Source organism: Curtobacterium luteum, assembly GCF_001475545.1.
Lineage (GTDB): Bacteria > Actinomycetota > Actinomycetes > Actinomycetales > Microbacteriaceae > Curtobacterium > Curtobacterium luteum_A.
On record NZ_LDQC01000002.1, the window covers coordinates 96,743 to 121,762 of the forward strand.

Annotated in this window: 21 protein-coding genes; 12 read left to right on the forward strand and 9 right to left on the reverse strand. The window is 70.6% G+C overall.

What is annotated here, in order from left to right; translation table 11 throughout:
• The first annotated feature begins 97 nt into the window (after positions 1–97).
• The 6 genes from NS184_RS00685 to NS184_RS00710 are packed head-to-tail and all read left to right on the forward strand — an operon-like array spanning position 98 to position 7,676.
• The gene (locus tag NS184_RS00685; protein WP_242862928.1) at positions 98–1,891 is read left to right on the forward strand and encodes an ABC transporter substrate-binding protein; all 1,794 of its coding nucleotides are present in this window, start codon (positions 98–100) and stop codon (positions 1,889–1,891) included.
• Positions 1,888–2,868: an ABC transporter permease gene (locus tag NS184_RS00690; protein WP_058724211.1), complete on the forward strand. Its 981-nt coding sequence runs from the start codon at positions 1,888–1,890 to the stop codon at positions 2,866–2,868. Before NS184_RS00685 ends, NS184_RS00690 begins: the two co-directional genes overlap by 4 nt.
• Positions 2,865–3,818: an ABC transporter permease gene (locus NS184_RS00695; RefSeq protein ID WP_058724212.1), complete on the forward strand. Its 954-nt coding sequence runs from the start codon at positions 2,865–2,867 to the stop codon at positions 3,816–3,818. The genes NS184_RS00690 and NS184_RS00695 overlap by 4 nt, the downstream gene beginning before the upstream one ends.
• On the forward strand, positions 3,815–5,611 hold the full coding sequence (locus NS184_RS00700; RefSeq protein ID WP_083513331.1) for an ABC transporter ATP-binding protein: 1,797 nt from the start codon (positions 3,815–3,817) through the stop codon (positions 5,609–5,611). The genes NS184_RS00695 and NS184_RS00700 overlap by 4 nt, the downstream gene beginning before the upstream one ends.
• Complete coding sequence (locus tag NS184_RS00705) at positions 5,608–6,480, forward strand: alpha/beta fold hydrolase (protein ID WP_058724213.1); 873 nt, start codon at positions 5,608–5,610, stop codon at positions 6,478–6,480. The genes NS184_RS00700 and NS184_RS00705 overlap by 4 nt, the downstream gene beginning before the upstream one ends.
• 8 nt (positions 6,481–6,488) lie before the next feature.
• Positions 6,489–7,676: a family 1 glycosylhydrolase gene (locus NS184_RS00710; RefSeq protein ID WP_152997985.1), complete on the forward strand. Its 1,188-nt coding sequence runs from the start codon at positions 6,489–6,491 to the stop codon at positions 7,674–7,676.
• 80 nt (positions 7,677–7,756) lie between these two features.
• On the opposite strand, the gene NS184_RS00715 is transcribed toward NS184_RS00710, so the two are convergent.
• Positions 7,757–8,659: an ankyrin repeat domain-containing protein gene (locus tag NS184_RS00715; RefSeq protein ID WP_152997982.1), complete on the reverse strand. Its 903-nt coding sequence runs from the start codon at positions 8,657–8,659 to the stop codon at positions 7,757–7,759.
• A gap of 108 nt (positions 8,660–8,767) precedes the next feature.
• Between NS184_RS00715 and NS184_RS00720 the strand changes: the two genes are divergently transcribed.
• Entirely contained in the window at positions 8,768–9,946 is a 1,179-nt protein-coding gene (locus tag NS184_RS00720) for a glycosyl hydrolase family 28-related protein (protein WP_058724215.1), read from the forward strand.
• 48 nt (positions 9,947–9,994) lie between these two features.
• Here the strand turns inward: NS184_RS00720 and NS184_RS00725 are convergent, their stop codons facing one another.
• Complete coding sequence (locus tag NS184_RS00725; RefSeq protein WP_058724216.1) at positions 9,995–10,432, reverse strand: hypothetical protein; 438 nt, start codon at positions 10,430–10,432, stop codon at positions 9,995–9,997.
• A gap of 119 nt (positions 10,433–10,551) precedes the next feature.
• Between NS184_RS00725 and NS184_RS00730 the strand changes: the two genes are divergently transcribed.
• The 4 genes from NS184_RS00730 to NS184_RS17630 are packed head-to-tail and all read left to right on the forward strand — an operon-like array spanning position 10,552 to position 15,405.
• A complete protein-coding gene (locus tag NS184_RS00730) occupies positions 10,552–11,817 on the forward strand; it encodes a nucleotide sugar dehydrogenase (protein WP_058724217.1) in 1,266 nt (421 codons plus the stop codon).
• Between the two features lie 11 nt (positions 11,818–11,828).
• Positions 11,829–12,911 (forward strand): glycosyltransferase, encoded by a 1,083-nt coding sequence (locus tag NS184_RS00735; RefSeq protein ID WP_058724218.1) that lies wholly within the window; start codon positions 11,829–11,831, stop codon positions 12,909–12,911.
• Positions 12,911–14,137: a hypothetical protein gene (locus NS184_RS00740; protein ID WP_058724219.1), complete on the forward strand. Its 1,227-nt coding sequence runs from the start codon at positions 12,911–12,913 to the stop codon at positions 14,135–14,137. The genes NS184_RS00735 and NS184_RS00740 overlap by 1 nt, the downstream gene beginning before the upstream one ends.
• Entirely contained in the window at positions 14,134–15,405 is a 1,272-nt protein-coding gene (locus NS184_RS17630) for a hypothetical protein (protein ID WP_058724220.1), read from the forward strand. The genes NS184_RS00740 and NS184_RS17630 overlap by 4 nt, the downstream gene beginning before the upstream one ends.
• A 450-nt stretch (positions 15,406–15,855) precedes the next feature.
• Here NS184_RS17630 and NS184_RS00750 read toward each other — a convergent pair whose 3' ends face one another.
• From NS184_RS00750 to NS184_RS00760, 3 genes are all read right to left on the reverse strand, one after another.
• The gene (locus tag NS184_RS00750; RefSeq protein ID WP_058724221.1) at positions 15,856–17,283 is read right to left on the reverse strand and encodes a polysaccharide biosynthesis tyrosine autokinase; all 1,428 of its coding nucleotides are present in this window, start codon (positions 17,281–17,283) and stop codon (positions 15,856–15,858) included.
• Between the two features lie 61 nt (positions 17,284–17,344).
• Positions 17,345–18,370, reverse strand: a complete 1,026-nt coding sequence (locus NS184_RS00755) for a glycosyltransferase family 4 protein (protein WP_058724222.1) — start codon at positions 18,368–18,370, stop codon at positions 17,345–17,347.
• Positions 18,367–19,482: a glycosyltransferase gene (locus NS184_RS00760; RefSeq protein ID WP_206556237.1), complete on the reverse strand. Its 1,116-nt coding sequence runs from the start codon at positions 19,480–19,482 to the stop codon at positions 18,367–18,369. Before NS184_RS00760 ends, NS184_RS00755 begins: the two co-directional genes overlap by 4 nt.
• Positions 19,483–19,576: 94 nt before the next feature.
• Here NS184_RS00760 and NS184_RS00765 point away from each other — a divergent pair, with 94 nt between their 5' ends.
• The gene (locus NS184_RS00765; protein WP_058724224.1) at positions 19,577–21,625 is read left to right on the forward strand and encodes an acyltransferase family protein; all 2,049 of its coding nucleotides are present in this window, start codon (positions 19,577–19,579) and stop codon (positions 21,623–21,625) included.
• Here NS184_RS00765 and NS184_RS00770 read toward each other — a convergent pair whose 3' ends face one another.
• The 4 genes from NS184_RS00770 to NS184_RS00785 form a co-directional block, all read right to left on the reverse strand.
• Positions 21,626–22,768, reverse strand: coding sequence for a class I SAM-dependent methyltransferase (locus NS184_RS00770; RefSeq protein WP_058724225.1), 1,143 nt, complete (start codon positions 22,766–22,768; stop codon positions 21,626–21,628). It lies immediately after the preceding gene.
• Between the two features lie 23 nt (positions 22,769–22,791).
• Positions 22,792–23,202, reverse strand: a complete 411-nt coding sequence (locus NS184_RS00775) for a heat shock protein transcriptional repressor HspR (protein ID WP_058724262.1) — start codon at positions 23,200–23,202, stop codon at positions 22,792–22,794.
• 115 nt (positions 23,203–23,317) lie between these two features.
• A complete protein-coding gene (locus NS184_RS00780; RefSeq protein ID WP_058724226.1) occupies positions 23,318–24,325 on the reverse strand; it encodes a DnaJ C-terminal domain-containing protein in 1,008 nt (335 codons plus the stop codon).
• 23 nt (positions 24,326–24,348) lie between these two features.
• Positions 24,349–25,020 carry a nucleotide exchange factor GrpE gene (locus NS184_RS00785; protein ID WP_083513333.1) on the reverse strand — a complete coding sequence of 224 codons (672 nt, stop codon included), beginning with the start codon at positions 25,018–25,020 and terminating at the stop codon, positions 24,349–24,351.

Here is a 25,020-nt window from a genome sequence, read left to right on the forward strand (position 1 = left end):
CGTGTTCCACCCCGCCAATCAAAGTCGATGGTTGCACGTCGCGATGTAAGCGCATACATTGAGTGAGTACCGAATCGACACGGAGGTCGACCGAGCAATGACGCTTCCCCCACAGCGCATGCGCGAGCCAGGCACGCGCGAGCCAGCGGACGCGCAGGCGTCCGCCCCGCGCGCAGCCCGCGGCACCCGCGCCGCCCGTCCCCGCCGACGCGGCCGTCTCCTCGCCGCCCTGGCCGGGGTCGCCGTCGTGGCCCTCGCGGCCAGCGGCTGCAGCATCCAGGTCCGCTCCCAGCCGGACCCGAGCATCGGCAAGGACACGATGCTCATCAACGCCGACCACGGCAACCCGCTGTTCGACCGCAACTTCAACCCGTACATCTCCAACGCTCGAACCGCGAGCAAGTGGATGTACGAGCCGTTGATCGAGGTCAACCCGCTCGACGGCAAGGGCACCCCGTGGCTCGCGAGCAGCTGGACCCAGCCGGACGCCCGCACGATCGACATGACGATCCGCAAGGGCGTCGAGTGGTCGAACGGCGACCCCTTCAGCGCGAAGGACGTCGTCTTCACGTTCGACCTGCTCAAGAAGTTCCCCGCGATGGACATCAAGGGAGCCTGGCAGCACATCGACCGCATCGAGCAGGACGGCGACCACGTCGTCTTCCACCTCAAGAGCGACGACGTGCCGAGCCTCAACATCATCGGCGCGACGTACATCCTCGGCGAGCAGCACTGGGGGAAGGTCAAGGACCCGACCACGTGGCGCGACCCGAACCCGGTCGGTACCGGCCCGTTCGTGCTCGGCAACTACACCGACCAGCAGTACTCGATGGACAAGAACCCGCGGTACTGGCAGGCCGACAAGATCGCCATCAAGCACCTCATCCTCCCGGCGACGAACACGCAGCTCGACACCGTCACCCGAGGTTACGACTGGGCGTACTCGTTCATCTCCGACGTCAAGGGCACGTGGGGCGCTGCGTCGAAGACCAACACGTGGTGGTTCCCGGCCGGCGGTGTCATCGGTCTCGTGCCGAACCTCACGAAGGCGCCGTACAACGACGTCAACGTCCGCAAGGGCATCTCGTACGCCCTGGACCGGAAGGACATCGCCGAGACCGCGACCGAGGGCAACCTGTCCGCGGCCGGTCAGACCGGCCTCATCCTGCCCAACCAGGAGCAGTACCTCGATCCGTCCATCCCGGACAAGGGGATGATCACGCAGGACACGAAGCGGTCCCTGCAGGAGTTCGCGAAGTCCGGCTACACCCAGCAGGGCGGCAAGCTCGTGAAGGACGGCAAGCAGCTGACCATCACGATCATGACCGCGAACGGCTACTCCGACTGGCTCCGTGCGGCCCAGCAGGTGCAGCGCGACCTCACCGCGATCGGCATCAAGGTGTCGCTCCAGGCGCCGCAGCCCGCCGGGTACCAGGCCAACCTCAACAACGGCAAGTTCGACATGGCCATGGGCGGCATGGGCAACGGTGACGTCTACCAGGCCTTCAACTCGCTGCTGTCGAGCGACTTCTACCAGCCCGTCGGCAAGTCGACGGTGAACAACTACGAGCGCTACAAGAACGCCGACACCCAGGCGCTCCTCGACGAGTACAAGGCGACGACGGACGAGTCCCGGCAGCGAACGATCCTGCACCAGCTGCAGAACATCGTCTACGACGACGTCCCGGTCATCGGCATGTACTACGGCGGTCTCTGGGGTCTGTTCAACACGAACAAGTTCGTCGGCTGGCCGAGCGCGGAGGACCCCTACATGGCACCGCAGAACTACGACTCGGCTCCGCTGCTGATCTTCTCGAAGCTCCGGCTCCGGGACAGCGCGGCGGGCAAGGAGATCCCGCGAGAGCAGCAGCAGCAGGAGGCAGGCAAGTGAAGTACCTCCTCCAGAAACTCGTCCTGTTCGTCCTGACCCTCTGGGCCGCGGTCACGCTGAACTTCGTGCTCCCGCGCCTCATGCCGGGCAGCCCGACGGACGCCGCACTCGCGAAGCTCAGCCAGAACGGCCCCGTCACCGACGCCACGAAGAAAGCGATCGAGGCCCAGCTCGGCGTCCCGAGCGGCAACCTCTGGGACCAGTACGTCAGCTACCTGCACCAGGTCGTCACCCTCGACTTCGGCACGAGCTACACATTCTACCCGCAGCCCGTCGGCGACCTCGTGGCCCAGGCCCTGCCGTACACGCTGATCCTCGTCGGCGTCGTGACGATCCTGGCCTTCGTGCTCGGCACCCTGATCGGGGTCGGCGCGGCGTGGAAGCGCGGCACCTGGCTCGACTCGCTCCCGACCCTGTCCGGCAGCTTCATGTCGACGTTCCCGTACTTCTGGACGGCGCTCCTGCTGCTGTTCTTCCTCGGCTACGTCCTGCACTGGTTCCCGACGACCGGCGCCTACTCGGCCACGATCACCCCGGGGTTCAGTGGACAGTTCATCGGCGACGCTCTGCAGCACGCGATGCTGCCGGCCATCACCATCCTCGTGACGAGCCTCGGCGGCTGGATCATCGGCATGCGCAACGCGATGATCAACACCCTCGGCGACGACTACGTCACCTTCGCCGAGGCCAACGGGCTCCGCGGCCGCACGGTCGCCGTCCGGTACGCCGCGCGGAACGCGATCCTGCCGAACCTCACCGGCTTCGGCCTCGCGCTCGGCGGTGTCGTCGGCGGATCGGTGCTCGTGGAGCAGGTGTTCGGCTACCCGGGCATCGGCTACCTGCTGTTCAACGCCGTGATCGGGCAGGACTACCCGCTCATGCAGGCCCTCTTCCTGATGATCACCGTGTCGGTGCTCATCGCCAACTTCATCGTGGACGTCCTGTACGGCGTCCTGGACCCGAGGACGCGCCGATGACCACGACCAAGACACCGGACACCACGGTCGCAGTACGCACGCAAGAAGAACGACAAGCCGCCCCGAGCAAGCTCCGAGCCGCCGCCCGCCAGTTCGGCGTCGTGTGGAGCAACACCAAGGCCCGCGTCGGCATCATCATCCTCGGCGTCTTCGTCGTCGTGGCGATCGCCGCCCCGGTCCTCGCCCCCTACGGCGCGAGCCAGAACGGCTTCGCCCGCAGCGCCGACGCCACCTGGGCCCACTGGATGGGCACCACCGCGGCCGGCGAGGACGTCCTCTCCCAGCTCATCTACGGCGCCCGGGTCTCCGTGCTCGTCGGCGCGGTCGCGGGCTTCCTGTCCACGCTCGTCGCCGTCGCGATCGGCCTGAGCTGGGGCTACATCCGTGGCTGGGTCGCCGAGGTCATCGGGTTCATCGTGAACCTCTTCCTCGTCATCCCCGGTCTGCCGCTCATGATCGTCATCGCGGCGTACCTGCAGAACGGCGGCATCGCGGTCATCATCGCCGTGATCGTCGTGACGGGTTGGGCCTGGGGCGCTCGCGTCCTCCGGAGCCAGACGCAGTCCCTGCGGAGCCGTGACTTCGTGACGGCCGCGCAGTTCTCCGGCGACGGCGCCACGCGCATCGTCTTCCGCGAGATCCTGCCGAACATGACGAGCCTGATCGTCGGCAGCTTCTTCGGTGCGGCGACCAGCGCGATCCTCGCCGAGGCCGGCCTCGAGTTCCTCGGCCTCGGTGACTCGTCGATCGTCAGCTGGGGCACGATCCTCTACTGGGCGCAGAACTCGAACGCCCTGCTCACCGGTCAGTGGATCCTGCTGTTCGCACCCGGCCTCTGCATCGCCCTCCTGGCGATGAGCCTGACCCTCATCAACTTCGGCGTCGACGCCGTGTCCAACCCGCGGCTGCGCGAGGGCGCGCGCCGCAAGCGCAAGGAGGCCACCGCATGAGCGGCGCACCCACGCACGCAGCAGACGGCCGGGAGGCCCGTGGCGGCGCCGCCACGCGCCTCCCGTCCGACGATCGCGTCACCACGAACGCCACGCACGACGTCCTGCTGGACGTCCGCGACCTGTCGGTCGTCTACGAGTCCGCCGGCCAGGAGGCCGTCCAGGCCGTCGACCACGTGTCGTTCTCCCTGCGGAAGGGCGAGTTCGTCGGCCTCGTGGGGGAGTCCGGCTCCGGCAAGTCGACCCTCGGCTACGCGCTGACGCGGCTGCAGAAGTCGCCGGCGCGCACCAACGGCGGCAACATCGTCTTCGCCGGCCGCGACATCCGCGACCTCGACGACGAAGCGCTCCGCCAGCAGCGGCAGGGCGGGTTCGCGATGGTGCTGCAGTCCGGCATGAACGCGCTCAACCCGGTCCGGACGGTCCGCAACCACTTCATCGACGTGTTCAAGGCCCACGGCCACGTGCCGCGCGAGCGCTGGGACGCCCGGATGCGGGAGCTCGTCGAGAAGGTGAAGCTCCCCGCCACGATGCTCGCCCGCTACCCCGGGGAGCTCTCCGGCGGCATGCGGCAGCGCGTGTCGATCGCCCTCGCGCTGTCACTCGAACCGCGCCTCATGGTGTTCGACGAGCCGACAACGGCGCTCGACGTCCTCGTGCAGCACGCCGTGATGGACACCATCATCGAGCTGCAGCAGTCCGAGGGCTTCACGGCGGTCCTCATCAGCCACGACCTCGGCATCGTCCTCGAGGCCACGGAGCGCGTGCTCGTCATGCACGAGGGGCGGATCGTCGAGGACGGCGGGTCGAAGGAGATCCTGCGCGACCCGCAGGACGACTACACGAAGATGCTGCTGTCGCACTACGCCGACCCGCGCGCTTCGGTGGTGAGCCTGCCCGGCTTCCCGGACCGGTCGCTCCGCTCGTCCGAGGGCGCGACGCGACAGGAGACGACGTCGTCGTTCAGCACCGTCGGCTCGCGGGAGCGTTCTGCCGCCCGCAACCCGGTCGTCGTCGACCACCTCGTGAAGACGTACCCGGCACCCCGCCGCGGCGAGCAGCCCGTCCAGGCCGTGCGCGACGTCTCGTTCACCCTCGAGCCCGGGCAGTCGCTCGCCCTCGTCGGCCAGTCCGGCTCGGGCAAGTCGACGATCGCGAAGATGCTCACCGGGGTCGAGAAGCCGACCACCGGCACCGTCCGGTTCGGAGACACCGACGTGGCGAAGCTCGGCAGGCGTGGCCTGAAGGACCTGCGCTCCGAGGTGCAGATGGTGTTCCAGGACCCGTACGCGGCGCTCAACCCGCTGCACACCGTCGAGTACATCCTCTCCCGGCCGATCGCGAACTACACGGACCTCCGCGGCCGCGACGCCCGACGTCGGATGCTCGAACTCCTCGAGACCGTCGGGCTGACGCCCGTCGAGCAGTTCGCGCAGAAGCTCCCGCACCAGCTCTCCGGCGGGCAGCGGCAGCGCGTCGTCATCGCACGGGCGCTCGCGAGCGACCCGCAGGTGATCATCGCCGACGAGCCCGTCTCGATGCTCGACGTCACGCTCCGCGCCGGGGTGCTCGCGCTCCTCGAGGACCTGCGCGAGCAGTGGGGCGTCTCGCTCCTCTACATCACGCACGACCTGCTGAGTGCACGCCTCATCACGGACGACATCATGGTGCTGCACGACGGCGCCGTGGTCGAACGGGGCCGCACGGCCGAGGTGCTGCAGGACCCGCAGGACCCGTACACGGTGGCGCTGCTCGACGCGGTGCCGAACCCCCGAAGGGCACTGCTGGCATGACCACGCTCCACGACTTCCCGACCGTCCCCGCCTTCGGGCACCTCCCCACGCCGGAGGGGGTCGACGTCGTCGGCATCGACCTGCCCGTCGGACGCCTCACCGCCTACCGCGTCGTGCCCGCCGGTCCGTCGAAGGGCGTCGTGCTGATCGTCCCCGGGTACACCGGGTCGAAGGAGGACTGGCGGACGTTCATGCCGCTCCTGGGCGACGCCGGCTGGACCGCGGTCGCGATCACCCGTCGCGGCCAGGCGGACTCGGCGCGGGCGTCCGGGCCGTCCGGCTACACCCTGGAGGAAGAGGCAGCCGACGTCGTCCGCGTCGCTGCGCTGCTCGACGACGGCGCGCCCGTGCACCTCATCGGCCACTCGCTGGGCGGCGTGATCGTCCGCGAGGCCGCCATCGCCTCCCCGGGGTCCTTCCGCGACGTCGTGCAGTTCTGCTCCGGACCGTACGGCTGGCCGTACCGCAAGGTCACCGAGCTCACGATCCTGCACGACACCGGCGGGAACCTCCGGCAGCTCTTCGACTCGACGAACCCGCTCTGGGCGTACCGCCCCGACGCGGAGCTCCCCGACGACCCGCGGTTCGTCCGCGACCGCTTCGACGCGCACGACCCGGCGAGCGTCGTCGCCGGCGGGCACATCCTCGAGGACCACACCGACTCGTCCGCCGAACTCCGCGCCACCGGCCTCCCGGTCCTCGTCACCCACGGCGAGTGGGACGGTGCCTGGCCCATCCCGTGGCAGCGGCAGATGGCGGAGGACACCGGCGCGGAGTACGTGGTGATCCCGACGAGCTACCACGGTCCGCAGGTCGAGAACCCGTCGACGACCCTCGCGGTCTTCGACACCTTCATGAGCAAGCACTGAAAGGCCCGATCATCACCACGCTGCAGTTCCCCGACGGCTTCCTCTGGGGTGCCGCCACCGCCGCCCACCAGATCGAGGGCAACAACGTCGGCTCCAACTGGTGGGTGCACGAGCACGAGCCCGACACCACCATCGTCGAACCGTCCGGCGACGCCGCGGACAGCTACCACCGCTACCGCGAGGACATCCGCATCGCCGCCGACCTCGGCCTGAACTCCTACCGGTTCAGCATCGAGTGGGCACGCATCGAGCCGGAGCGCGGCTTCGTCTCCCGAGCCGAGATCGACCACTACCGCCGCATGGTCGAGGCCTGCCACGAGGCCGGCATCGAACCGATCGTCACGCTCATGCACTTCACCGTCCCGCGGTGGTTCGAGCGCGACGGCTTCTGGCGCGCCGACGACGCGGCCGACCTGTTCGCCCGCTACACCGAGGCCGCGCTGCCCGTCGTGCAGGACGGCGTCCGCTACGTCTGCACGATCAACGAGCCGAACATCGCCGCGATGCTCGCCGGGGGAGAGGACGCGTCGAACCTCGTCGCCTACGGCCTCCCGAACCCGGACCTCGGTGTCGCCGACGCCCTGCTCGCGTCGCACCAGCGCTCGCGCGAGGTGCTGTCGCAGGTGCCCGGACTGCAGTCCGGCTGGACCATCGCCACGCAGGCCTTCCGATCGAACGGCGAACCGGGCGCCGACGAGATGCTGAAGAGCTACGGGTACCCGCGCGACGACTGGTACCTCGAGCAGGCTGCCGGCGACGACTTCCTCGGCGTGCAGGCGTACACCCGCACGTTCATCGGGCCGTCCGGTCCGTTGCCCGTGTCCGCGGAGGTCGAGACGACCCTGACGGGGTGGGAGTTCTACCCCGAGGCCTCAGCCGACGGACTCCGCAGCGCGTGGGAGCTGTCCGGCCACGTCCCGCTGATGATCACCGAGAACGGGATCGCCACCGCGGACGACACCCGTCGGGTCGCCTACACGCAGGGCGCCCTCGAGGGCATCCACCGCTGCATCGAGGACGGCATCGAGGTCCTCGGCTACCAGCACTGGTCGCTCCTCGACAACTACGAGTGGGCCTCGGGCTTCCGCCCGACCTTCGGGCTCGTCGCGTGGGACCCGGAGACGTTCGAGCGGACGCCGAAGGACTCGGCGCGCTGGTACGGGCGGGTCGCGCAGGCGAACGCGCTCACGGTCTGAGACGGTCGCGTCTTCCGGACTGGAGGCTCGGTGCCGGCTGGCACCGAGCCTCCCGTCCGTGTTGCGGTCCGTTCTGCGGTTCAGTCCGCCGATTCGTCGGAGGTGGGGTCCTCCGCGGTGAAGTGGAGTCCCGCGGTCTGGTCGTCGAACCAGGCGAGGAGGACCTCCTCCGCCTTCCGCGAGCCGCGCTCGCGGGCGAGGTCCAGGGCACTGCGCCCCTCGGCGTCGAGCACGGTCACGTCCGCACCCCGTTCGAGCAGCGCCTCCGTGGTGCCACGCCGGTCGAACCAGGCCGCGGCGTGCAGCGGGGCGAAGCCCCAGCGCGGGTCGACCTCGTCGGTCCCGACCGGGTCGCCACCGATCCCGTCGAGCGCGAGCGACAGCCCGCCGACGTCACCGTGCGCCGCCGCACGCACCGCCGGCGTCGCCCACTCGACCCATCCGTCCGGCACCGGGCCGTGCCAACCGTGCTGCCGGCGCTGCTCGAGCCGGGCCCAGTCCTCCTCGTGCACGGACCGGACCTCGATCGCGACGTCACGGAAGTGCACCGCGAGCTCACCGGTGGGGGAGAGCAGGAGTCGGAGCTCCCAGACGTCCGCGTCGACGTGCGCGAGTTCGCCGCGCGTGACGTGGACGTCCCCGGCCAGGAGGTCGAGGGGCTCCGTGTCGAGCGGCTCGAGGACGGCGCGGTCGAACCGCACGGTGACGCGGGCGTGGTTCCAGCGCTTCCAGAGGCCGTCCGGGGTGTCCAGGACCTCGTCGTTCCGGACGACCACGGCTGCGCTCACGGCCGCGCTGCCGTCGTCAGCGGGGATCTCGGTCTCCCAGCGTTCGATGCGCGCTTCGTTCCAGGTGACCGACGCGAGGGCTGCCACGGTGGGCGGGGCGTCCGTCAGCAGTCGTGCGAGGTGCTCGGGGTAGCCCTCGACGTCCTCGAGGGAGACGTACCCGACCGCGGGCCAGCCCACTCGACTCCATCGCACGCTCCGAACAGTAGTGCCATTCCTGCACAGGCCCGGCAATGCACGTGTCTGTCCACAACCGATGCAACATGTTCGGTGGTGCCGTGAGGCCGCCCCTACCGTGCCCACATGGAGTCCCGATCTGTCGACCGGCGAACCGCGCTCGTCGCTGCGGCGGCCGCTGTCGTCACCGCCACGTCCGTCCCCCTCCCGGCGGCCGCCGACGCCCCCGCCGCCCGCGATCTCCACGGCGACGCGCTGATCGGCGTCGACGTCCGCGAGTTCGGCGCACAGCGTGGGGGCACCGTCGACTGCACGGCTGCCTTCCAGCGCGCGGTCGACACGGCCTCCGCCGCCTACGGCAGGGTCCTCGTGCCCAACGGCACCTGGCTCGTCAACGGCATCACCATCCCGAAGATGGTCAAGATGGTCGGTCTCGGCGCGGACATCAGCTACTACGCCTCGTCCGCGACGAAGTCCGGTGGCGCCAACCTGGTGCGCGACCCTTCGGAGTCGACCCCGATGGTCACGGTGAACGGACACGGCGTCACGCTCGAGAACCTCACGCTGCTCGGGAAGGGCGGGACCGCGCCGTTGCTCGTCGTCCAGAACGGCTTCGAGTCCCGGTTCGACCGCCTGCGGCTGCACGGTGTGGACGGAACCGCGCTGCACGTCGAGCAGCTCAACAACAACTCGTGGACCGACGTCTCGATCAACGACTGTGGTTCGGCGACGCAAGCCGCGATGCGGATCCGCTCGCCGAAGGCCGCCACGAACAGCAACACCCTGACGTTCACGAACCTGACGATCGAGGGCAGTGCGAACACCGCGCTCGACATCGGCTGGGGCAGCACCGCGCAAGACTTCGTCGAGTTCGTGCGGTTCATCGCCCCGCACTTCGAGGCGGAGCAGCGTCGGGGGACCGATCCGCTGGTCCGGATCGGGAACGTGCGGAGCGTGAGCTTCACCGACGCCCTGGTGTACGGCGGGCCCGGGGTGCTCGTCCGCCACCAGGAGACCCTCGGTCGGGGGGCCGTCCTGCGTGGTGGCGTGCGCTTCATCGGCGGCACGCTCCTCGGTACCAACGCGAAGGTCGGCCGGCCGAGCCGCGTGCTGGTCGACCTCGTCAGTGGCGACGACACCGCGCTCATCGGCACCCGCCTCGGCCAGTTCTCCGAAGCCGCCGTGCGCGTCGGGGCCGACTACGGTGCCCGTGTGCACCTCGGTGCCGACGTCTCGCACGAGGGCTACGACGACGCCGGCCGGCCGGCGTCCCGTCCGCTGGTCGACGACCGCAGGCCACGATGAACGGGCAGCCACCCCGTGGGGTGGCTGCCCGTTCCGGCGTCGATGCGACTACTTCGCCGTCACGGTGTTGTCCGCTCCGTCGTCCTGCACCTCGGCGTCGCCGCCGTGGGTGACCGTGTTCCCCTTCCCCGCCACGATGATCTTCTTCGCGCTCGCGACCGACGCGGTGACCTGGTCACCCTCCACCACGAGCGTGTCGACCGCGCCGATCTCGAAGCGCGACCCCTCTGCGCCCGGCCCGACGATCGAGACGTTCGCGCAGTCGCCGAGGGTGAAGGTCTCCCCGGCGTCCGTGTTGGTCGTGAGGATCGTGGCGAAGCCGTCCTCGCACTTGTCGTAGACGGTCTTCTCGGGCTTCGCGGTCGCCGAGGCGGAGGGCTTCTTGCTGGGCTCCGCCTTCGAGTCCCCGCCGGCCGTGCAGCCGGTCAGGGCGACCGCCGCGAGGACGGCGGTGGCGAGGGCGGTCATGACGTGGGTGCGCTTCATGGGGGCTCCGTAGGGGCTGCTGGTTCCTGTTCGTGGGCGGCATTCATGCCATCACGCTTGCAATGACAATATTGATGCGTGATACTTGAAATGTCAACCGACGCCCACCAGGAGGAACCATGAGTGCCATCCCGCAGTCCGTCGTCGTCATCGGTCAGGGCTACGTCGGCCTCCCGGTCGCCATGCGCGCGGTCGCCGTCGGACACACCGTCACGGGCATCGACCTCGATGAGCGGCGCGCCGCCGCACTCGCAGCGGGTGTCTCGTACGTCGAGGACATCGCCTCGAGTGAGGTGCGGGCGGCCCTGGACGCCGGGCGGTACCGCTCCCTGTCCTCCTACGACTCGATCGGCGACTGGGACGTCGCGGTCATCACCGTGCCGACGCCGCTGCACGAGAGCCGCCCCGACCTGACGTTCGTGGAGCGCGCCTCGGAGTCGCTGGCCGCGTCGCTGCGTCCCGGGGCGACCGTCATCCTCGAGTCGACGACGTACCCGGGCACCACCGAGCAGCTCATGGTCCCGATCCTCGAGCGCGGTTCCGGCCTCGTCGCCGGGCGGGACTTCTCCGTCGGGTACAGCCCCGAGCGCATCGATCCGGGCAACCCGGTCTGGGGCTTCGTCAACACGCCCAAGGTGGTCGCGGGCATCGACCCGGCGTCGCTCGCGCGGATCCAGGGCTTCTACGACACCCTGGTCGAGCGCACCGTGCCCGTCTCCGGCACGCGCGAGGCCGAACTCACCAAGCTGCTCGAGAACACCTTCCGCCACGTGAACATCGCCCTCGTCAACGAGCTCGCGGTGTTCGCCGACGGACTCGGCGTCGACATCTGGGAGAGCATCGACGCCGCGGCGACGAAGCCCTTCGGGTTCATGAAGTTCACCCCGGGCCCGGGCGTCGGTGGGCACTGCCTGCCGATCGACCCGAGCTACCTGTCGTGGGAGGTCAAGCGCTCCCTCGGCAAGACGTTCCGCTTCGTCGAGCTCGCGAACGACGTCAACGAGCACATGCCCGACCACGTGGTGTCCCGGGCCACCGCGATGCTCAACGACCGGAGCAAGTCCGTCCGCGGGTCGCGCATCGCCCTCGTCGGGCTCTCCTACAAGAAGAACTCGGGGGACACCCGTGAGGCCCCGTCGGCACGCGTCATCCGGCTCCTCGGTGCGCTCGGTGCCGACCTCGTCGGGATCGACCCCCACGTGGAGGAGCACCGGTGGCCGTCCGGCGTCACGCGCATCGCGCCGACGGCGGACGCGCTCACCGGCGTCGACCTCGCCATCGTCCTGACCGACCACGACGACGTCGACCTCGGCATCCTCCAGGGCGTCCCGACCTTCGACAGCCGGAACGTCCTCCAGCGCTCCGACGACGTCGTGGTCCTCTGACGGGCAGCCCGGTGCGAGTCGTCCAGTACGGGGTGCACGACCCCGCCTACCCGAGGAACGAGCGCATCCGAGCGTTCCTGTCGGCCGAGCTCGGTGCGGACGTGACCGTCCTCGAACGCCGCCGTTCCGGGAGCCGGTTGCGCCGCGCGGTCCAGGAGGTCGTCGACCTGTGGCGTGCGTCGCGTGGTGCCGACGTCATCGTCCTCTCCGAGTTCCGCCTCACCCACGCCCCGCTCGTGTGGGCTGTCGCTCGGCTGCGGCGTGCACGGTTCGTCGTCGACCACTTCGTGGGGCTCCACGAAACCGTCGTCGAGGACTGGCGGAAGGTGCACCCGAAGAGCTCCACCGCTCGTCGCCTCGCCGTGCAGGACGCCCTCGCGGCTCGCCTCGCGGACCTCTGCCTCACGGACACGCAGCCGCGGGCCGCCCGCCTCGCGGCGATGCACGGGCGACCGGTCCTGGCGCTCCCGGTCGGCGCGCCCTCCTGGGCCCGACCGTCCGCGACGCCTCGCGCCGGAGTCGGTCCCGCAGCGGCACCCGACGCGGACCGAGCCCCGCTCCGCGTCCTCTACTACGGCAACTACCTCCCGCTGCACGGGGTCCCGGAGATCGTCGGGATCCTCGCCGAGCTCGTCCGGCACCGTGCCGTGGCTGCGACCTTCATCGGCGACGGACTCGACCGGTCGACGATCGAGCGGAGTGTGCGCACGCTCGGTCTGGCCGGTTGCGTCGAGTTCCTGGACCCGGTTCCCGAGGCGGAGTTGGTCCGGCAGATCACCGCGCACGACGTGGTCCTCGGCGTCTTCGGCGACTCCCGCAAGGCGCGGGACGTCGTCCCGAACAAGGTGTGGCAGGGTCTGGCGTGCGGGAAGACGACGGTCACCGGGGACGGGCCCGCAGTCCGGGAGTTGCACGACGTCGTCGGCGACCAGCTCGTCATCGTCGGACGCGGCGAACCGGTCCGAGCGGCCGAAGCGATCGTCGCAGCCGCGTCACGGACCACCGACACGTCCACGGCGCACGAGCGGCTCGAGCAGTACACACGAACGGCGTACCGGCGGCTCGCCGAGCAGCTCCGGAACGAGGGCAGCTGATGCTCCGGCAGCTGCGTCGCGCCCGTCTGCTCGCGCTGTACGTGCTCGTCCCGCTCCTGGCCGCCGTCGCCCCGCTGCTGGTGATCCCGGCGGTGACGGCGCGCCACGGTGCGGTCGGCTGGTCCGGGGTCGCGATCGGCCTGTCCGTCGGTCTGGTCGGGGCGGTGATCGGCGAACTCGGGTGGAACATCGTCGGTCCGCAGGAGGTCGCCCGTCGTCCCGAGGCCGCGCGCTCCTGCTACGAACGAGCCCTCGCCGCACGTCTGGTGGTCGTCGCGCCGCTTGCGCTCGGATGCGGGGTGCTCGCAGCGTCCCTCGCGTCGTCCCACCGCCTCGCAGCGGGTCTGCTGGCGGTCGGTGTCTGCGCTGGCGCGCTCAGCCCCTCCTGGTACTTCACCGGGCTGAACCGGCCGCACCTGACCCTCCTCGTCGAGAGTCTGCCCCGCACCGTCCTCGTCACCCTCGCCGCACTCGGCATCTCCGGTGGCGGTCCGCTCGAGCTGTACGGAGCGGCGTTGCTCGCCGCGGCACTGCTCCCGCTGCTGCTCGCGGCTCCGCTCGTCGGCCTGCCGCTCGTGCCCGGACCGACCGCCTTCCGCGCCGTGGGGGCGACGCTCCGCGCGCAGTGGGTCCTCGTCGCGGGCCGCGGCGTCGCGACCGTGTACAAAGCGATGCCCACACCGCTGTTGGCTTGGATCGCGCCGGACCTCGTCGCGTTGTACGCGGCGCTCGATCGGCCGCTCCGGCTCGGTCTGCAGTTCCTCACGGCCCTCCCACAGCGGCTGCAAGCGTGGGTCGCCGTGGACGACCCTGCACTGCGTGCTCGCCGATCGCTCATGGCCGTCGTGATGAACAGTGTGTTGGGAGTGCTGGCCGGCGCGGTGTACGGCATCGCCATGCCGCTGGTGGCACCGGTGCTCTTCAGTGGAACCGTCGAGGTGACGGCAGACCTCGGCATGCTCGGTGGCGTGCTCGTCGCGGTCATCTGCGTCTCTCGTGGCTTCGGACTCGCCCTCGTGGCCGGGGGCCGCGCCGGTGCGACCAGCAGTGCCGCCGTCGTGTCCGCGGCGATCGGGCTGACAGGGGTTCCCCTGGCGGCCATCGCATCCGGTGTGCCCGGTGTCGTCCTGGCGCTCGTGGCATCGGAGCTCGGCGGTATCGTCGTCCAGTGGGCGGCCCTGTCGCTCGTCCATCGGGGACACCGGCGAGCGGAGGCGCCTGCATGATCGCACTCGTCCTGCTCCTCGTCGGGTCGGCAGGGCTCACCGGTGCGCTCATCGTGGTCCGACCGGACCGGCGCCGCGGGTTCGTCGCACTCGTCGCCGTCGGACTGCTCGTGGCCGGTGGTACGGCCACCGCTCCGGAAACGGTCCAGGACGTCGCGCAGCTCGGCGCGGCCGCACTCTTCGCGCTCGGCATCGTGATCCCGGGGACGCGCCCCGTGCCGCCGTCGGTCCGGCCCGCACTCCTCCTGATGTGCGTCTTCGGCGTTGTGGTCCTCATCACCACCGCTGTCGCGTTCCCGGCCGGCCTGACCGGCTTCGCGAAGCTCATGCTCGTGGCTGTCACCGGATTCGTCTGCGTTGCGCGGTTCGGTGACCACGACCGGTCGTTCTTCCTCGGCGGACTGGTCGGCATCGCCGCCCTCGAGGCGACCCTGGGAATCGCGGAGTTCGCGATCACGAAGACGCCGATCCCGTGGGGCTTCAAGCTCCGCGCGGACGGCAGCAGTTCCGTGCTGCAGAATCCGCTCCTCCCGGGCAACCCGGTCCGGGTGTCCGGCTCCTTGGGCCACCCGATCGCCTTCGGATCGGTGATCGGGGCGGCCCTGCTGATCGTCATCGCGCGCGATCCGCGGCACGCTCCGGTCCGTCGTTGGGCGCTGATCGTGCTGTTCGTCGTCGCGATCATCCTGTCGGGCAGCCGCAGCGTCCTCCTGGGCGTGGTCATCGGCGTCGTCGTCCTGCTGTGGAGCGCTCGCCCGGGGGCCGTCGTCCGGGTCTTCGCCGTCATCTCGGTGGCCGTGGTCGGTGGCATCGTGTTCGCGAGTGGGATCGCGGCGGGGGTCGCCCGTCTCGTGGGGTCCGGGTCCTACACGAACCGGGCGAGCTCGATCGAGTCGGTGCCGCTGCTGCTCACCCGTGCACCGCTCGAGAGCCTGTTCGGTTCGGGGTTCGGATCTGAGTTCGACCTCTACCGCCGCGGGTTCTTCCCACAGGACGGCTTCATGATCATCGACAACCAGCTCGTGACCACCCTCGGCACGGAGGGGATCGTCGGGGCGGTCCTCGTGATCGCCCTGTTCGTCGTGGGCTGGGTCCGCGGGACGACGGTGCAACGCGGCCTGCTCGCTTTCCTCGCGGTCATGCTCTTCTCGTTCGACTACTTTGGGTGGTTCGTCATGTTCGCACTCCTGGCGATCGTGCTCGCCCTCCCGCCGGCGGGTGACGCCGACGTCGACGAGGTCCGTCGTCGAGTGCCCGAAGCAGGGTGACAGTCGGACGAAGGCGCCGACGTCAGGGTTGCCTCGTGCTCTCACACCGATGTGGCCGGCGGCGTCACCGATCGTGTCGCCGTCGGGCAGCCGTCACCCGGACTGGGCTGCTGCCCCCAGGTCGGCACCCGGCGGCTCCCTCGGTCGGCATCCGGCGGCTCCCCAGGTCAGAATCCGGCGGCCCGATCCTGTCCGGTGGGCTCCGAGCAGCCGACCTCGGCACGCGCCGTTCGCGTGTCGACGACAACCTTCGACCGCAGCGGCAGTGAGCGGCGAGCCTGCTGATCGGTCTCCGGGACGCCCGACGCCGTCGGCCGATCGAGTGTCGGCCTCTCCAGCGGCCGGCCCGTCCCCGACCGGATCCGTCGATCACCGGATGTGCCGAGGACGACGAACCGGCCGTCCCACCCGGTGGTGCGGTGGAACGGCCGGTCGGGTCGGGAGGAGGTGTCAGCTCCGCGCGGCGCGGCGTCCGCCGGTACGAGGGACAGCGGAGAAGTCGACCGCTGAGCCCCCCCTGCCGTAGTACGCGTAGTACGTGCCGTACCCGTACGAGCCCGCACCCTTCGTGGGCAGCATCGTCATGACCAACCCGAGGGTGCGTCCGCCGACGCTCGCGAGTGCGTCGAGCGCGACGCGGAGTTGGTTCCGGGAGGCGCGGCCGGCCGCAGCGATGACGAGCGCACCGTCCGTCAGGCGCGCGAGCAGTGCGGCGTCCGTCACCGGCAGGAGCGGCGGAGCATCGATGATGACGTAGTCGAACGCTGTCGACAGGTGATCGACGAGTGCGCGCATCCGAGCACTGCCGAGCAGTTCGGACGGGTTCGGGGGGATGCGGCCCGCCGGCAGGACGTGCAGCCCGCCGGACCCCCACGGGTGGATCACGTCGTCGAGTTCGGCGCGGCCGATCAGGACGTCGGTCAGGCCGGCAGCCCCCTCGACGCCGAGCACGTCGTCGAGCCGGGGTCGTCGGAGGTCCGCATCCACGATGATCACCCGGACGCCGCTCTCGGCCATCGCGATCGCCAGGTTCGCGGCGGTCGTCGACTTGCCCTCGGACGGGAGGGACGACGTGATCGTGAAGCTCCGGACCGTGTCGTCCAGGTCGACGAACTGCACGTTCGTCCGGAGCGTGCGGAACGACTCGGCGCGCGGGTTCCGCGGATCGACGTGGACTATCAGTGGCTGCTTGGTGGCGGCGGGATCGAAGCCGATGCCTCCGAGCACCGGGAGCTCCGTCACGGCCCGGACGTCCTCTTGCGTGCGGACCTTGGTGTCGAGTGTGCTGCGGATCAGGGCGGCGGCGATCCCCAGGACCAGTCCGACCGTGAGCCCGAGGACGAGGTTCGTGGTGAGCTTGGGCGAGGTCGGGGTGGTCGGGACGACCGGGGGTTCGATGGTCCCGATCCGGACGAGTGAGGGGCCACCGGAGGTGGGTGTCTCGAGGTCCTCGGTGACGACCTTGGCGAAGCTCGACCCGACTGCGCCGGCGACCTTCGCGGCCGTCGCGGCGTCAGGGTGCTGGACGGTGATGTCGATGACCACCGTGTTCACCTTCGAGGCTGCGGTCACCCGGCCGGCGAGCGCCGCGACGCTCTCGTCGAGGTCGAGTTCGTCGATGACCGGTTGGAGGACGCTCGCCGTGGTGACGACATCGATGTACGACGACACCTTCTGCTGCGCCGCGCTGTTGCCCTGCACGAGCTCGCTGGTCGTGGTGCCGGTCGACTGGACGGCCACGAAGACCTTCGTCGTCGAGGAGTACAGGGGGGTCGCGGAGAGCGTCAGGGCGGCACCGCCCGCCAGTCCGAGGGTGCTCAGTGCCACAACGAGGAGCCACGAGCGGCGGATCACGCGGACGAAGTCGGGGAAGGTCATCGGTCCTCACAGGTCGACGGATTGATGTATCAAGTATCACACGCGCGAACGGGTTGTGCAATCAAGTGAGATGCTTTCGAGCGGCGTGGAACGACGCCTCGATCGACAACCCCTGCGCGTTGGCGTGGACGTGATCCGACACGCGACGGCGGAGCGCTGCATCGGTCGCGAGCGATCGAACCGCGTCCACCCATGCGTCGGTCGCCGTCACCGGGAGGACGAAGCGGTCGGAGAGCTCGCGGTCTGTGAAGAGGAAGGGCGCGACGCCGGTCTGGTCGCTGAGCACGACCGGGAGGCCGGCGCTCGCTGCCTCGACCGGGCTCCGACCGAAGGCGTCACGGTGCGAGGTGCACAGGGCGGTGCCGGAACCGGACCAGATCGACCGCGGATCCGCCCAGCCCTCCCAGCGGATCGTCGGAGGGGCGCCCCGCAGGAGGCTCTCGCGCAGCGGGCCCTCGCCGTGGACCGTCGCATCGAATCCGGTCCGCCGGACGATCTCGACGAACTCGGCCGGGCCCTTCTCGACGGACAGTCGTCCGGCCCAGCGGAGTGGCCCACTCGCGGACCCGTCGTCCGACCGGTCGAGGAGGGGGACGCCAGCGGGCACGATCACGGCGTCACGCGCGCTCCGGATCTGGTCGGCGAGCAGGGGTGACGTCGCCCAGACGTCGTCCGCACGACGGAGCGCCCGGGTCTCGAGGTGTCGGAGCACGGCTGACCGCACTCGGCCCTGCTCGCCGGTGCCCGGCCACGGGAGGCCACGGACCCAGGCGACGTGTCGGACCGGGATGTCCGTCCGGGAAGCCGCGATGTCGCTCTGGGGCACCATCGTGATCACCGTGTCGCCGGGGTCGACGTGCCGTGCAAGGAGCTCGTCGAGTGCCGAGAGCAACGCGGCCCCCCGCTCCGCGATGTCGACCTCGGTGACACCGGACTGTCTCGTCCGGGCGCCCCCCGCGCCGGGGCGGACGGCGATGAGGGCTCGCCAGTCCTCACCGGAGGCACGCGCGGTACGGACGAGGTCGATCGTGGAGTGGTAGACGCCGCTGCGGGCCATGAGCGGTGCAGCGACGATGACGACGCTCACGCGCCGACCAGCTCGAGGATCGCGCCCGCCTTCTGCTGCCAGGTCGCACTGCGGGGGATGGACGTCGGCATGCGGGGGACGCGGGGTCCCGTTCCGGTCGTCCAACGTCGGAGCGTCGATGCGTGGTCCTCGATCGGGAGCGCGGTGACCCCGTCGATGCCGCGGCGTCCGGCGCCGTCGACCGGCGTGGACAGCGTCGGCAGTCCGGCCGCTCGGTACTCGTAGGTCTTGATGATGTCGCCGCCGACCTCGAATGCGCCGACGTTGTGCGGCACCCACCCCACGTCGAACGTCGTGAGCAGCTCGGGAACGTCGTCGTAGTGCACGTCTCCGAGCAGGCGGACGTTCGCAGCGGCGTCCAGCGGGGCGCGGTACTCACGGTCGAGGACCGGGCCGGCGAACACGAACTCGACGTCCGGCAGGGCTCGGACCGTCCGGAGGATGCCCTGGAGGTCCAGTCGGTGGCCGATCTTGCCCACGTAACCGACCCGCATCGGCCCCGCGGCGCGCTGCTCCGTGGAGAACCGCTCGGGGTCGCACCCGTTCGGCAGGAGGACGACGTCGTCACGTCCGAAACGACGAGCGAGGGCGACCGTGCCCTCTGCGTTCGCCGTGACGTGGTCCGCACGGTCGAACGCCTCCCGGTACGCGTTCTCGACCTCGGCCCGGATCGATGCGAAGGCGAAGTGCTTCGTCCAGTCGTCGAGGAGGTCCATGACGACCGTGCCGTTGTCGAACGGGTTGCGCGCGCTCGCTGCCGTCGCCACGAAGGGGTTCCACACGACTGCCGGGACGCCTCGGACACTGCTCGGGAGCGTGGGGTACGCCGTCGCGGACGTCACCCACCATCGACGTCGGTCCCGGAGGTCCGGCACTCGGAGGGATCGGGGAGTCACGGGGCGGGTGCCCGCGGCGACCCGGGTCGTGTCGACCGGACGGGTGGGCAGCAGGGCAGGGTCCGGACGACTGACGACACCGACGCCGCCGTGGTCCGCGGTCAGGCGACCGAACCACTCGATGAGGTGACCGTCCCGCGTGCGGTACCCCTCGGCGACGAGCTTGCGCTGTCCGTGCATGGGGTAGGCGAGGAGGCGGGGGACGAAGGAGGGCATCCGAGTTGTCATAACGCATATCAGTATATCAGCGAGTCGACGTGGGCCCAAGGGTGGCCTTGCAGATGTAATGCATACAAAATATTATGTTTGCATGTCGTCCTCCTTCCGGCCGGAACTCGAGGGGCTCCGCGCGCTCGCGGTCGCCCTCGTCGTCGCACAACATGCGTTCTCGGTGCCACGAGGTGGGTGGATCGGTGTCGACGTGTTCTTCGTCCTCTCCGGGTACCTGATCACGCGCGGTCTCGTGGGCGAGATCCGAGCCGGGGGTCGGATCGACTACGCCGCGTTCATCATCCGGCGTGCCCGACGCATCCTCCCGGCGGCGGTCTTCGTGGTCCTCGTCACGGTCGCGGCCGGGTGGGCACTCTGGTTCCGTCCCCGTGCCGTCGCGCTCACGTTGGATGCCGTCGCGTCGCTGCTCTCGGTCGAGAACGTGCACCTCATCGTCACGGGGACGTCCTACTTCGCCGAGGGCGGTCCCGTGTCGCCCCTCCAGCACTACTGGTCACTCGCGGTGGAGGAGCAGTTCTACGCGGTCTGGCCGCTGCTCGTGATCGCGACGGCGGCGGTGTGGGGGAAGCGGGTGGCAGCGCGGAGACTGGTGGCCCGGATCGCTCTGGCCGCCGTGGTCGCTTCGGTCGCCTGGGCCGTCGTCCGGGGCGATGGGACCGGGGTCTACTTCGACCCCGTCGTGCGGACGTGGGAGCTCGCTGCCGGCGCGCTCGTCGCCGCCCTCGCCGTGTCACCCCGCCCACGGATGGCCGGCGCCGCGGTCGTCGCCGGGCTCGGTCTCGTCCTGTCGAGCGCCGTGCTCGTCCCCGCGTCGGTCACGAACCCGCTCCCGGCGGTCGTCCCTCCCGTCATCGGCACGGCCCTGGTCATCGTCGGCGGCGACCGTGCCCCGGTCGGCGTCACCGCTGCGCTCCGATGGCGGCCGGTGCGCTTCGTCGGTCGGATCTCGTTCTCGCTCTACCTCTGGCACTTCCCGGTCCTGGTCTTCCTGCGCTCGGTCTTCCCCGAGCAGGAGTGGACCCCGGTGGTCGCGGTGCTCCTCGCCGTTGCGCTGGCGGCGTTCTCCTACCGATGGGTGGAGCGTCCCTTCGCCGGACGACCGCTGCCGGTGCGCCGTCGTCGCGCACGACGGCCTGCGCGGACACGCCGACTCGTCGCGGTGGGCGCAACGGCCCCGCTGCTCGTCGCCGCCACGATCGCACAGGTCGCCCTGCCGGCGGCGACGCGACCCGAAGCCGCGGCTGCACGACTCGGGCTCGCCGGCGAGGCCCGCTCCGCGACGAGCGCGACGGCGCAGGAGCTGCGCGCCGCGCTGCTCCACGACCCGGTCCGCGACGACGTGAGCTCCGTACTGGACTCGGCGTTCACGACGGAGTTCGCTCCCGAGATGAGCAGTGTCTCCGGCTGCCGCAACGAGCTGACGAGTCCGGTCGACCGGGCCAGGACCTGCACCACGCCCGGTTCGGGTCGGCGAGCACTCGTCATCGGGGACTCCATCGCGATGTCATGGGTCCCCGCAGTGCGCCGCGCCCTCGCCGACCGAGGGTGGGAGGTGCGGGCACTGGGCTTCGCTTCCTGCGCACCTGCCGATGCCGGCCGGACGCCGACGCTGACGGGTGACGGCCTGTGCGAGCACGCTCGTACTCGGATGCGAGCCGAGGTCGGACGAGTGCGTCCCGACCTCCTCATCGTCGCGAACGACGAGCAGGCGTTCTCCCGCACGCTGGACGCAGACGGCGATCAGGCCGGTGAGCGCTGGGAGGCCAGCACCCGGAGGCTCCTCGACGACGTGCGCGGCGCGGCGGGGCGCACGGTCCTGCTCGGGGCCCCGCCCATCGGAGCAGACCCCGCAGCATGCGCGACGCGTCGAAACGGTGTCGACCACTGCACGACGACCCCGAGCGCGGCGGGCCGGATGCTGGTCGCGGCCAACGAAGCGGCCGTGGCCGGGCGGTCCGACGCGGCGGTGATCGACGTCGTCGACTGGTTCTGCGCTGACGATCGCTGCCCCGTGGTCGCCGGGGATCTCCTGGTCAGGGTCGACGAGCGTCACCTCACCAACGCGTACTCCGAGCGGCTCGGCGGCGTGCTGCGGGGTGCGCTGTTCCGCGGTGCGGACGCGGCGTGATCAGCCGACCCGCGACGCGGTCACCGTGAACCGCGGCGTCCGGACGACCTGACGCGTCGGCCCGACGGCGCGCTCCAGTGCTGGCCGGTACCGCAGGTGCGAGTTCCAGACGCACCACAGTTCACCGCCGGACTGGAGGATCGTGGCCGCGTTCCGGAACATGGCCTCGGCTGCGTCGGTGGTCACCGTGGTGTCCGCGTGGAACGGCGGGTTGCACAGGACGAGCTGGGCGCAGCCGTCCGGGAGTTCGTCGCCCGCGTCGGTGCGGACGACCTGCACGCGGTCACCGACGCCGTTCGCCGCAGCGGTCGCCTTCGTCGACGCCACCGCGGTCTGCGACACGTCCGTCGCGATGACCTTGATGCCCCCGCGCTGCCGCGCGAGCGACACCGCGATGACGCCGTTCCCGCACCCGAGGTCGACCGCAGTCCGAGCAGTGGGGACAGCGTCACGCATGACGTCGAGGAGCACGCGCGTGCCCTGGTCGAGCGAGGTCCCGGCGAAGACGCCGCCGTGCGCGACGAGGGTCAGTCCGAGCTCGTCGTTGTGCACCGACCGTGGCCACGGGTTCGACGTGTCGGCGCGGACGGCCGAGGCGCGGAGCGGATCCTGCGCGACGAGCAGCCGCGACTTGCCGCGTCCCCGGGAGGCCGTCACCTCGCCGAAGTACCGGCGGAGGACGTCGTTCTGCCCGAGGTTCATGTGCTTCGAGACCCCGCCGCACAACAGCACGACGTCGGGCGACGCGTACCGGGCGACCGCGCGGGCGATCTCGTCGAGTCGGTCGTTCGACTTCGACAGGCGCAGCAGGACGAGCCGCGCGTCGGTGAACGCCCGCTCGAGCGAGTCGGGGTGGTGGAATCCTCGCCGACCGAACACACCGGCGTTGGCCTCGAGTGCGCGGACGCCGACCAGGGAGTCCTGGACGACCCGGACGTCCGATGCGCCGTGCACGGTGATGATCCCGAGCGTGAGCACGCCGTTGCGGTCGTCGACGACGGCGACCTCGCCCGGCTGCCGGAGCGCGTCCCCGTGGACGTGCGGCGCCTCGTCGAGGATGAAACGGTCGGTGCCGTCGATCGTGATCAGGTCCGGCGCGTCGTCGTCGCGACGGCGGAAGAGGTCGGCGAGGTCCGGTGGCACGGCGCCACCCTACCCAGTGCGTCCTAGTGCGGCGGACGCCAGAGGACGATCTGCGTGTTCCGCTGCGGTCGCACGCCGGCGCGCAGGGGAACGGCGCCGCCGGTGGCCGACGCGGCGAAGACGCGCGCTCCCGGCCGGTTGATGAGCTGGTCGGCGAGGGCGGTCTCGAGCTCGGACACCCGTGCGCGGAGCGCACGGTTCTCGTTCTCCAGCTCGAGCACCCGCCGGATGCCCTCGAGCGAGACGCCCTCGGATCCGAGCCGTGCGATCTCCCGCAGCTGCGCGATGTCCCGCATGGAGTACCGGCGCGAGCCACCGCGGGTCCGCCCGGGCACGACGAGGCCGAGCCGGTCGTACTGCCGCAGGGTCTGCGGGTGCATCTCGGCGAGCTCGGCAGCCATGGCGATGGCGAAGACGGGCGAGTTCTCGTCCATGTCGGTCATCAACCGCCCCTTCCGTTCACCACGTGGTCTGGAACCCAGCCTGGAGGCCCGGCGAGCGTCCGTCAGGAAGCCGCGCCGGGCCTCCAAGCCGGGTTTTTGCAGCGCGCTAGCCGCGCGCCTTGGCGAGGAGGTCCTCGCGGGGGTCCTCGGCGGGCAGCGAAGCCGCGAGTGCCTCGACGGCCTCACGCTGCTTGTCCGACAGGTGGGAGGGCACCGCGACCTGCACGGTGGCGAGCAGGTCTCCCGTGCCCTTGCTGCTGGCGACGCCGCGACCCTTGACCCGCAGGACGCGACCCGACGGGGTACCGGGCGCGACCCGCAGCTTGACGGGTTCGCCGCCGAGCGTCGGGACCTGGATCGTCGCGCCGAGCGCCGCCTCCACGAACGTCACCGGGACGTCCACGCGGAGGTTGAGTCCGTCGCGCTCGAACACCGGGTGCTTCCGGACCGAGACCGTGACCACGAGGTCACCGGCTTCACCGCCGTCAGGCGACGGCTGCCCGCGCCCGCGGAGGCGGATCTTCTGCCCGTCCGCGACCCCGGCCGGGATCCGGACGTTCACCGGACGGCCGTTGCCCTGCGAGAGCTTGACGGTGTCGCCGGCGATCGCGGTCGCGAAGTCGAGCGTCGTGGACGCCGTGACGTCCACGCCCTTCGACGGCCCGCCGAAGCCGCGGTATCCGCCGTTCGACTGACCGAAGCCGCCGCCGCCGAACATGCCGCCGAGGATGTCTTCGAAGCCGCTGGGTCCGCCGCGTCCGTTGCCCGGCTGCCCGAACCGGACGCGCTGTCCGCCGCCGCCACCACCGAACATGCCGCCGAAGACGTCCTCGAAGCCGCCCTGGGCGCCCGGGCCACCCGCGGTGAAGCGGGCCCCGGACCCCATGGCGCGGACCTGGTCGTACTCCTGGCGCTGCTCCTTGTCGGACAGCACCGAGTAGGCCTCGCTGATCTCCTTGAAGCGGGCCTCGGCTGCAGCGTCTCCCGGGTTGGAGTCCGGGTGGTACTGCCGCGCGAGCTTCCGGTAGGTCTTCTTCAGCTCAGCGTCGCTCGCCGTCTTGTCGACGCCGAGGACCTTGTAGAAGTCCTTGTCGAACCAGTCCTGACTGGCCATGAATCCCTACCTCCTTCCCGCGGTCAGGCCGGGACCGCGACCGCGACCTTGGCCGCACGGAGGACGCGCTCGCCGAGCTTGTAGCCCGGCTCGACGACGTCCGCCACGGTCTGCGCCGTCGCTCCCGGCGTGGGCAGCTGCACGATCGCCTCGTGGATGTTCGGGTCGAAGGCTTCACCCTTCTCGCCGATCTGCACGAGCTTGAACTTCTCGAAGCCGCCGCGGATCTTCTGGCCGATGACCTGCATCGGCCCCTCGGCGAGGTCGCCGTGGGCCTCGGCGCGGGTGAGGTCGTCGAGCGCCGGCAGGAGTGCCCGGACGACCTCTGCGATGGCGACCTCGCGGTTCGCCTCACGGTCACGCTCGACCCGCTTCCGGAAGTTCACGAGCTCGGCCTGCGCACGGAGCATGTCCGCACGCATCTCGGCGACGAGGTCGCGGTCCTCGGTGCTCAGCTTGTCCTCGGCGATGCCGCGAGCGGCGTCGGCGAGCAGCGCTTCGTCCTCCGGGGAGAGGTCGTTCGCCGCGTCTGCTGCCGGGCCCCCGGCGGCGGGGCCGTCAGTCGGAACTTCGACGTCGGGCCCCTCCGCCTCGATGAGGTCCTCGGGCTCGGCCGCGTTCGTGGCGTCGCCCTCGACCTGGGGTTCGTCCTCCGGCACGTTGCCCTTGGGTGCGTTGTCCTCAGGGTTCGGCAT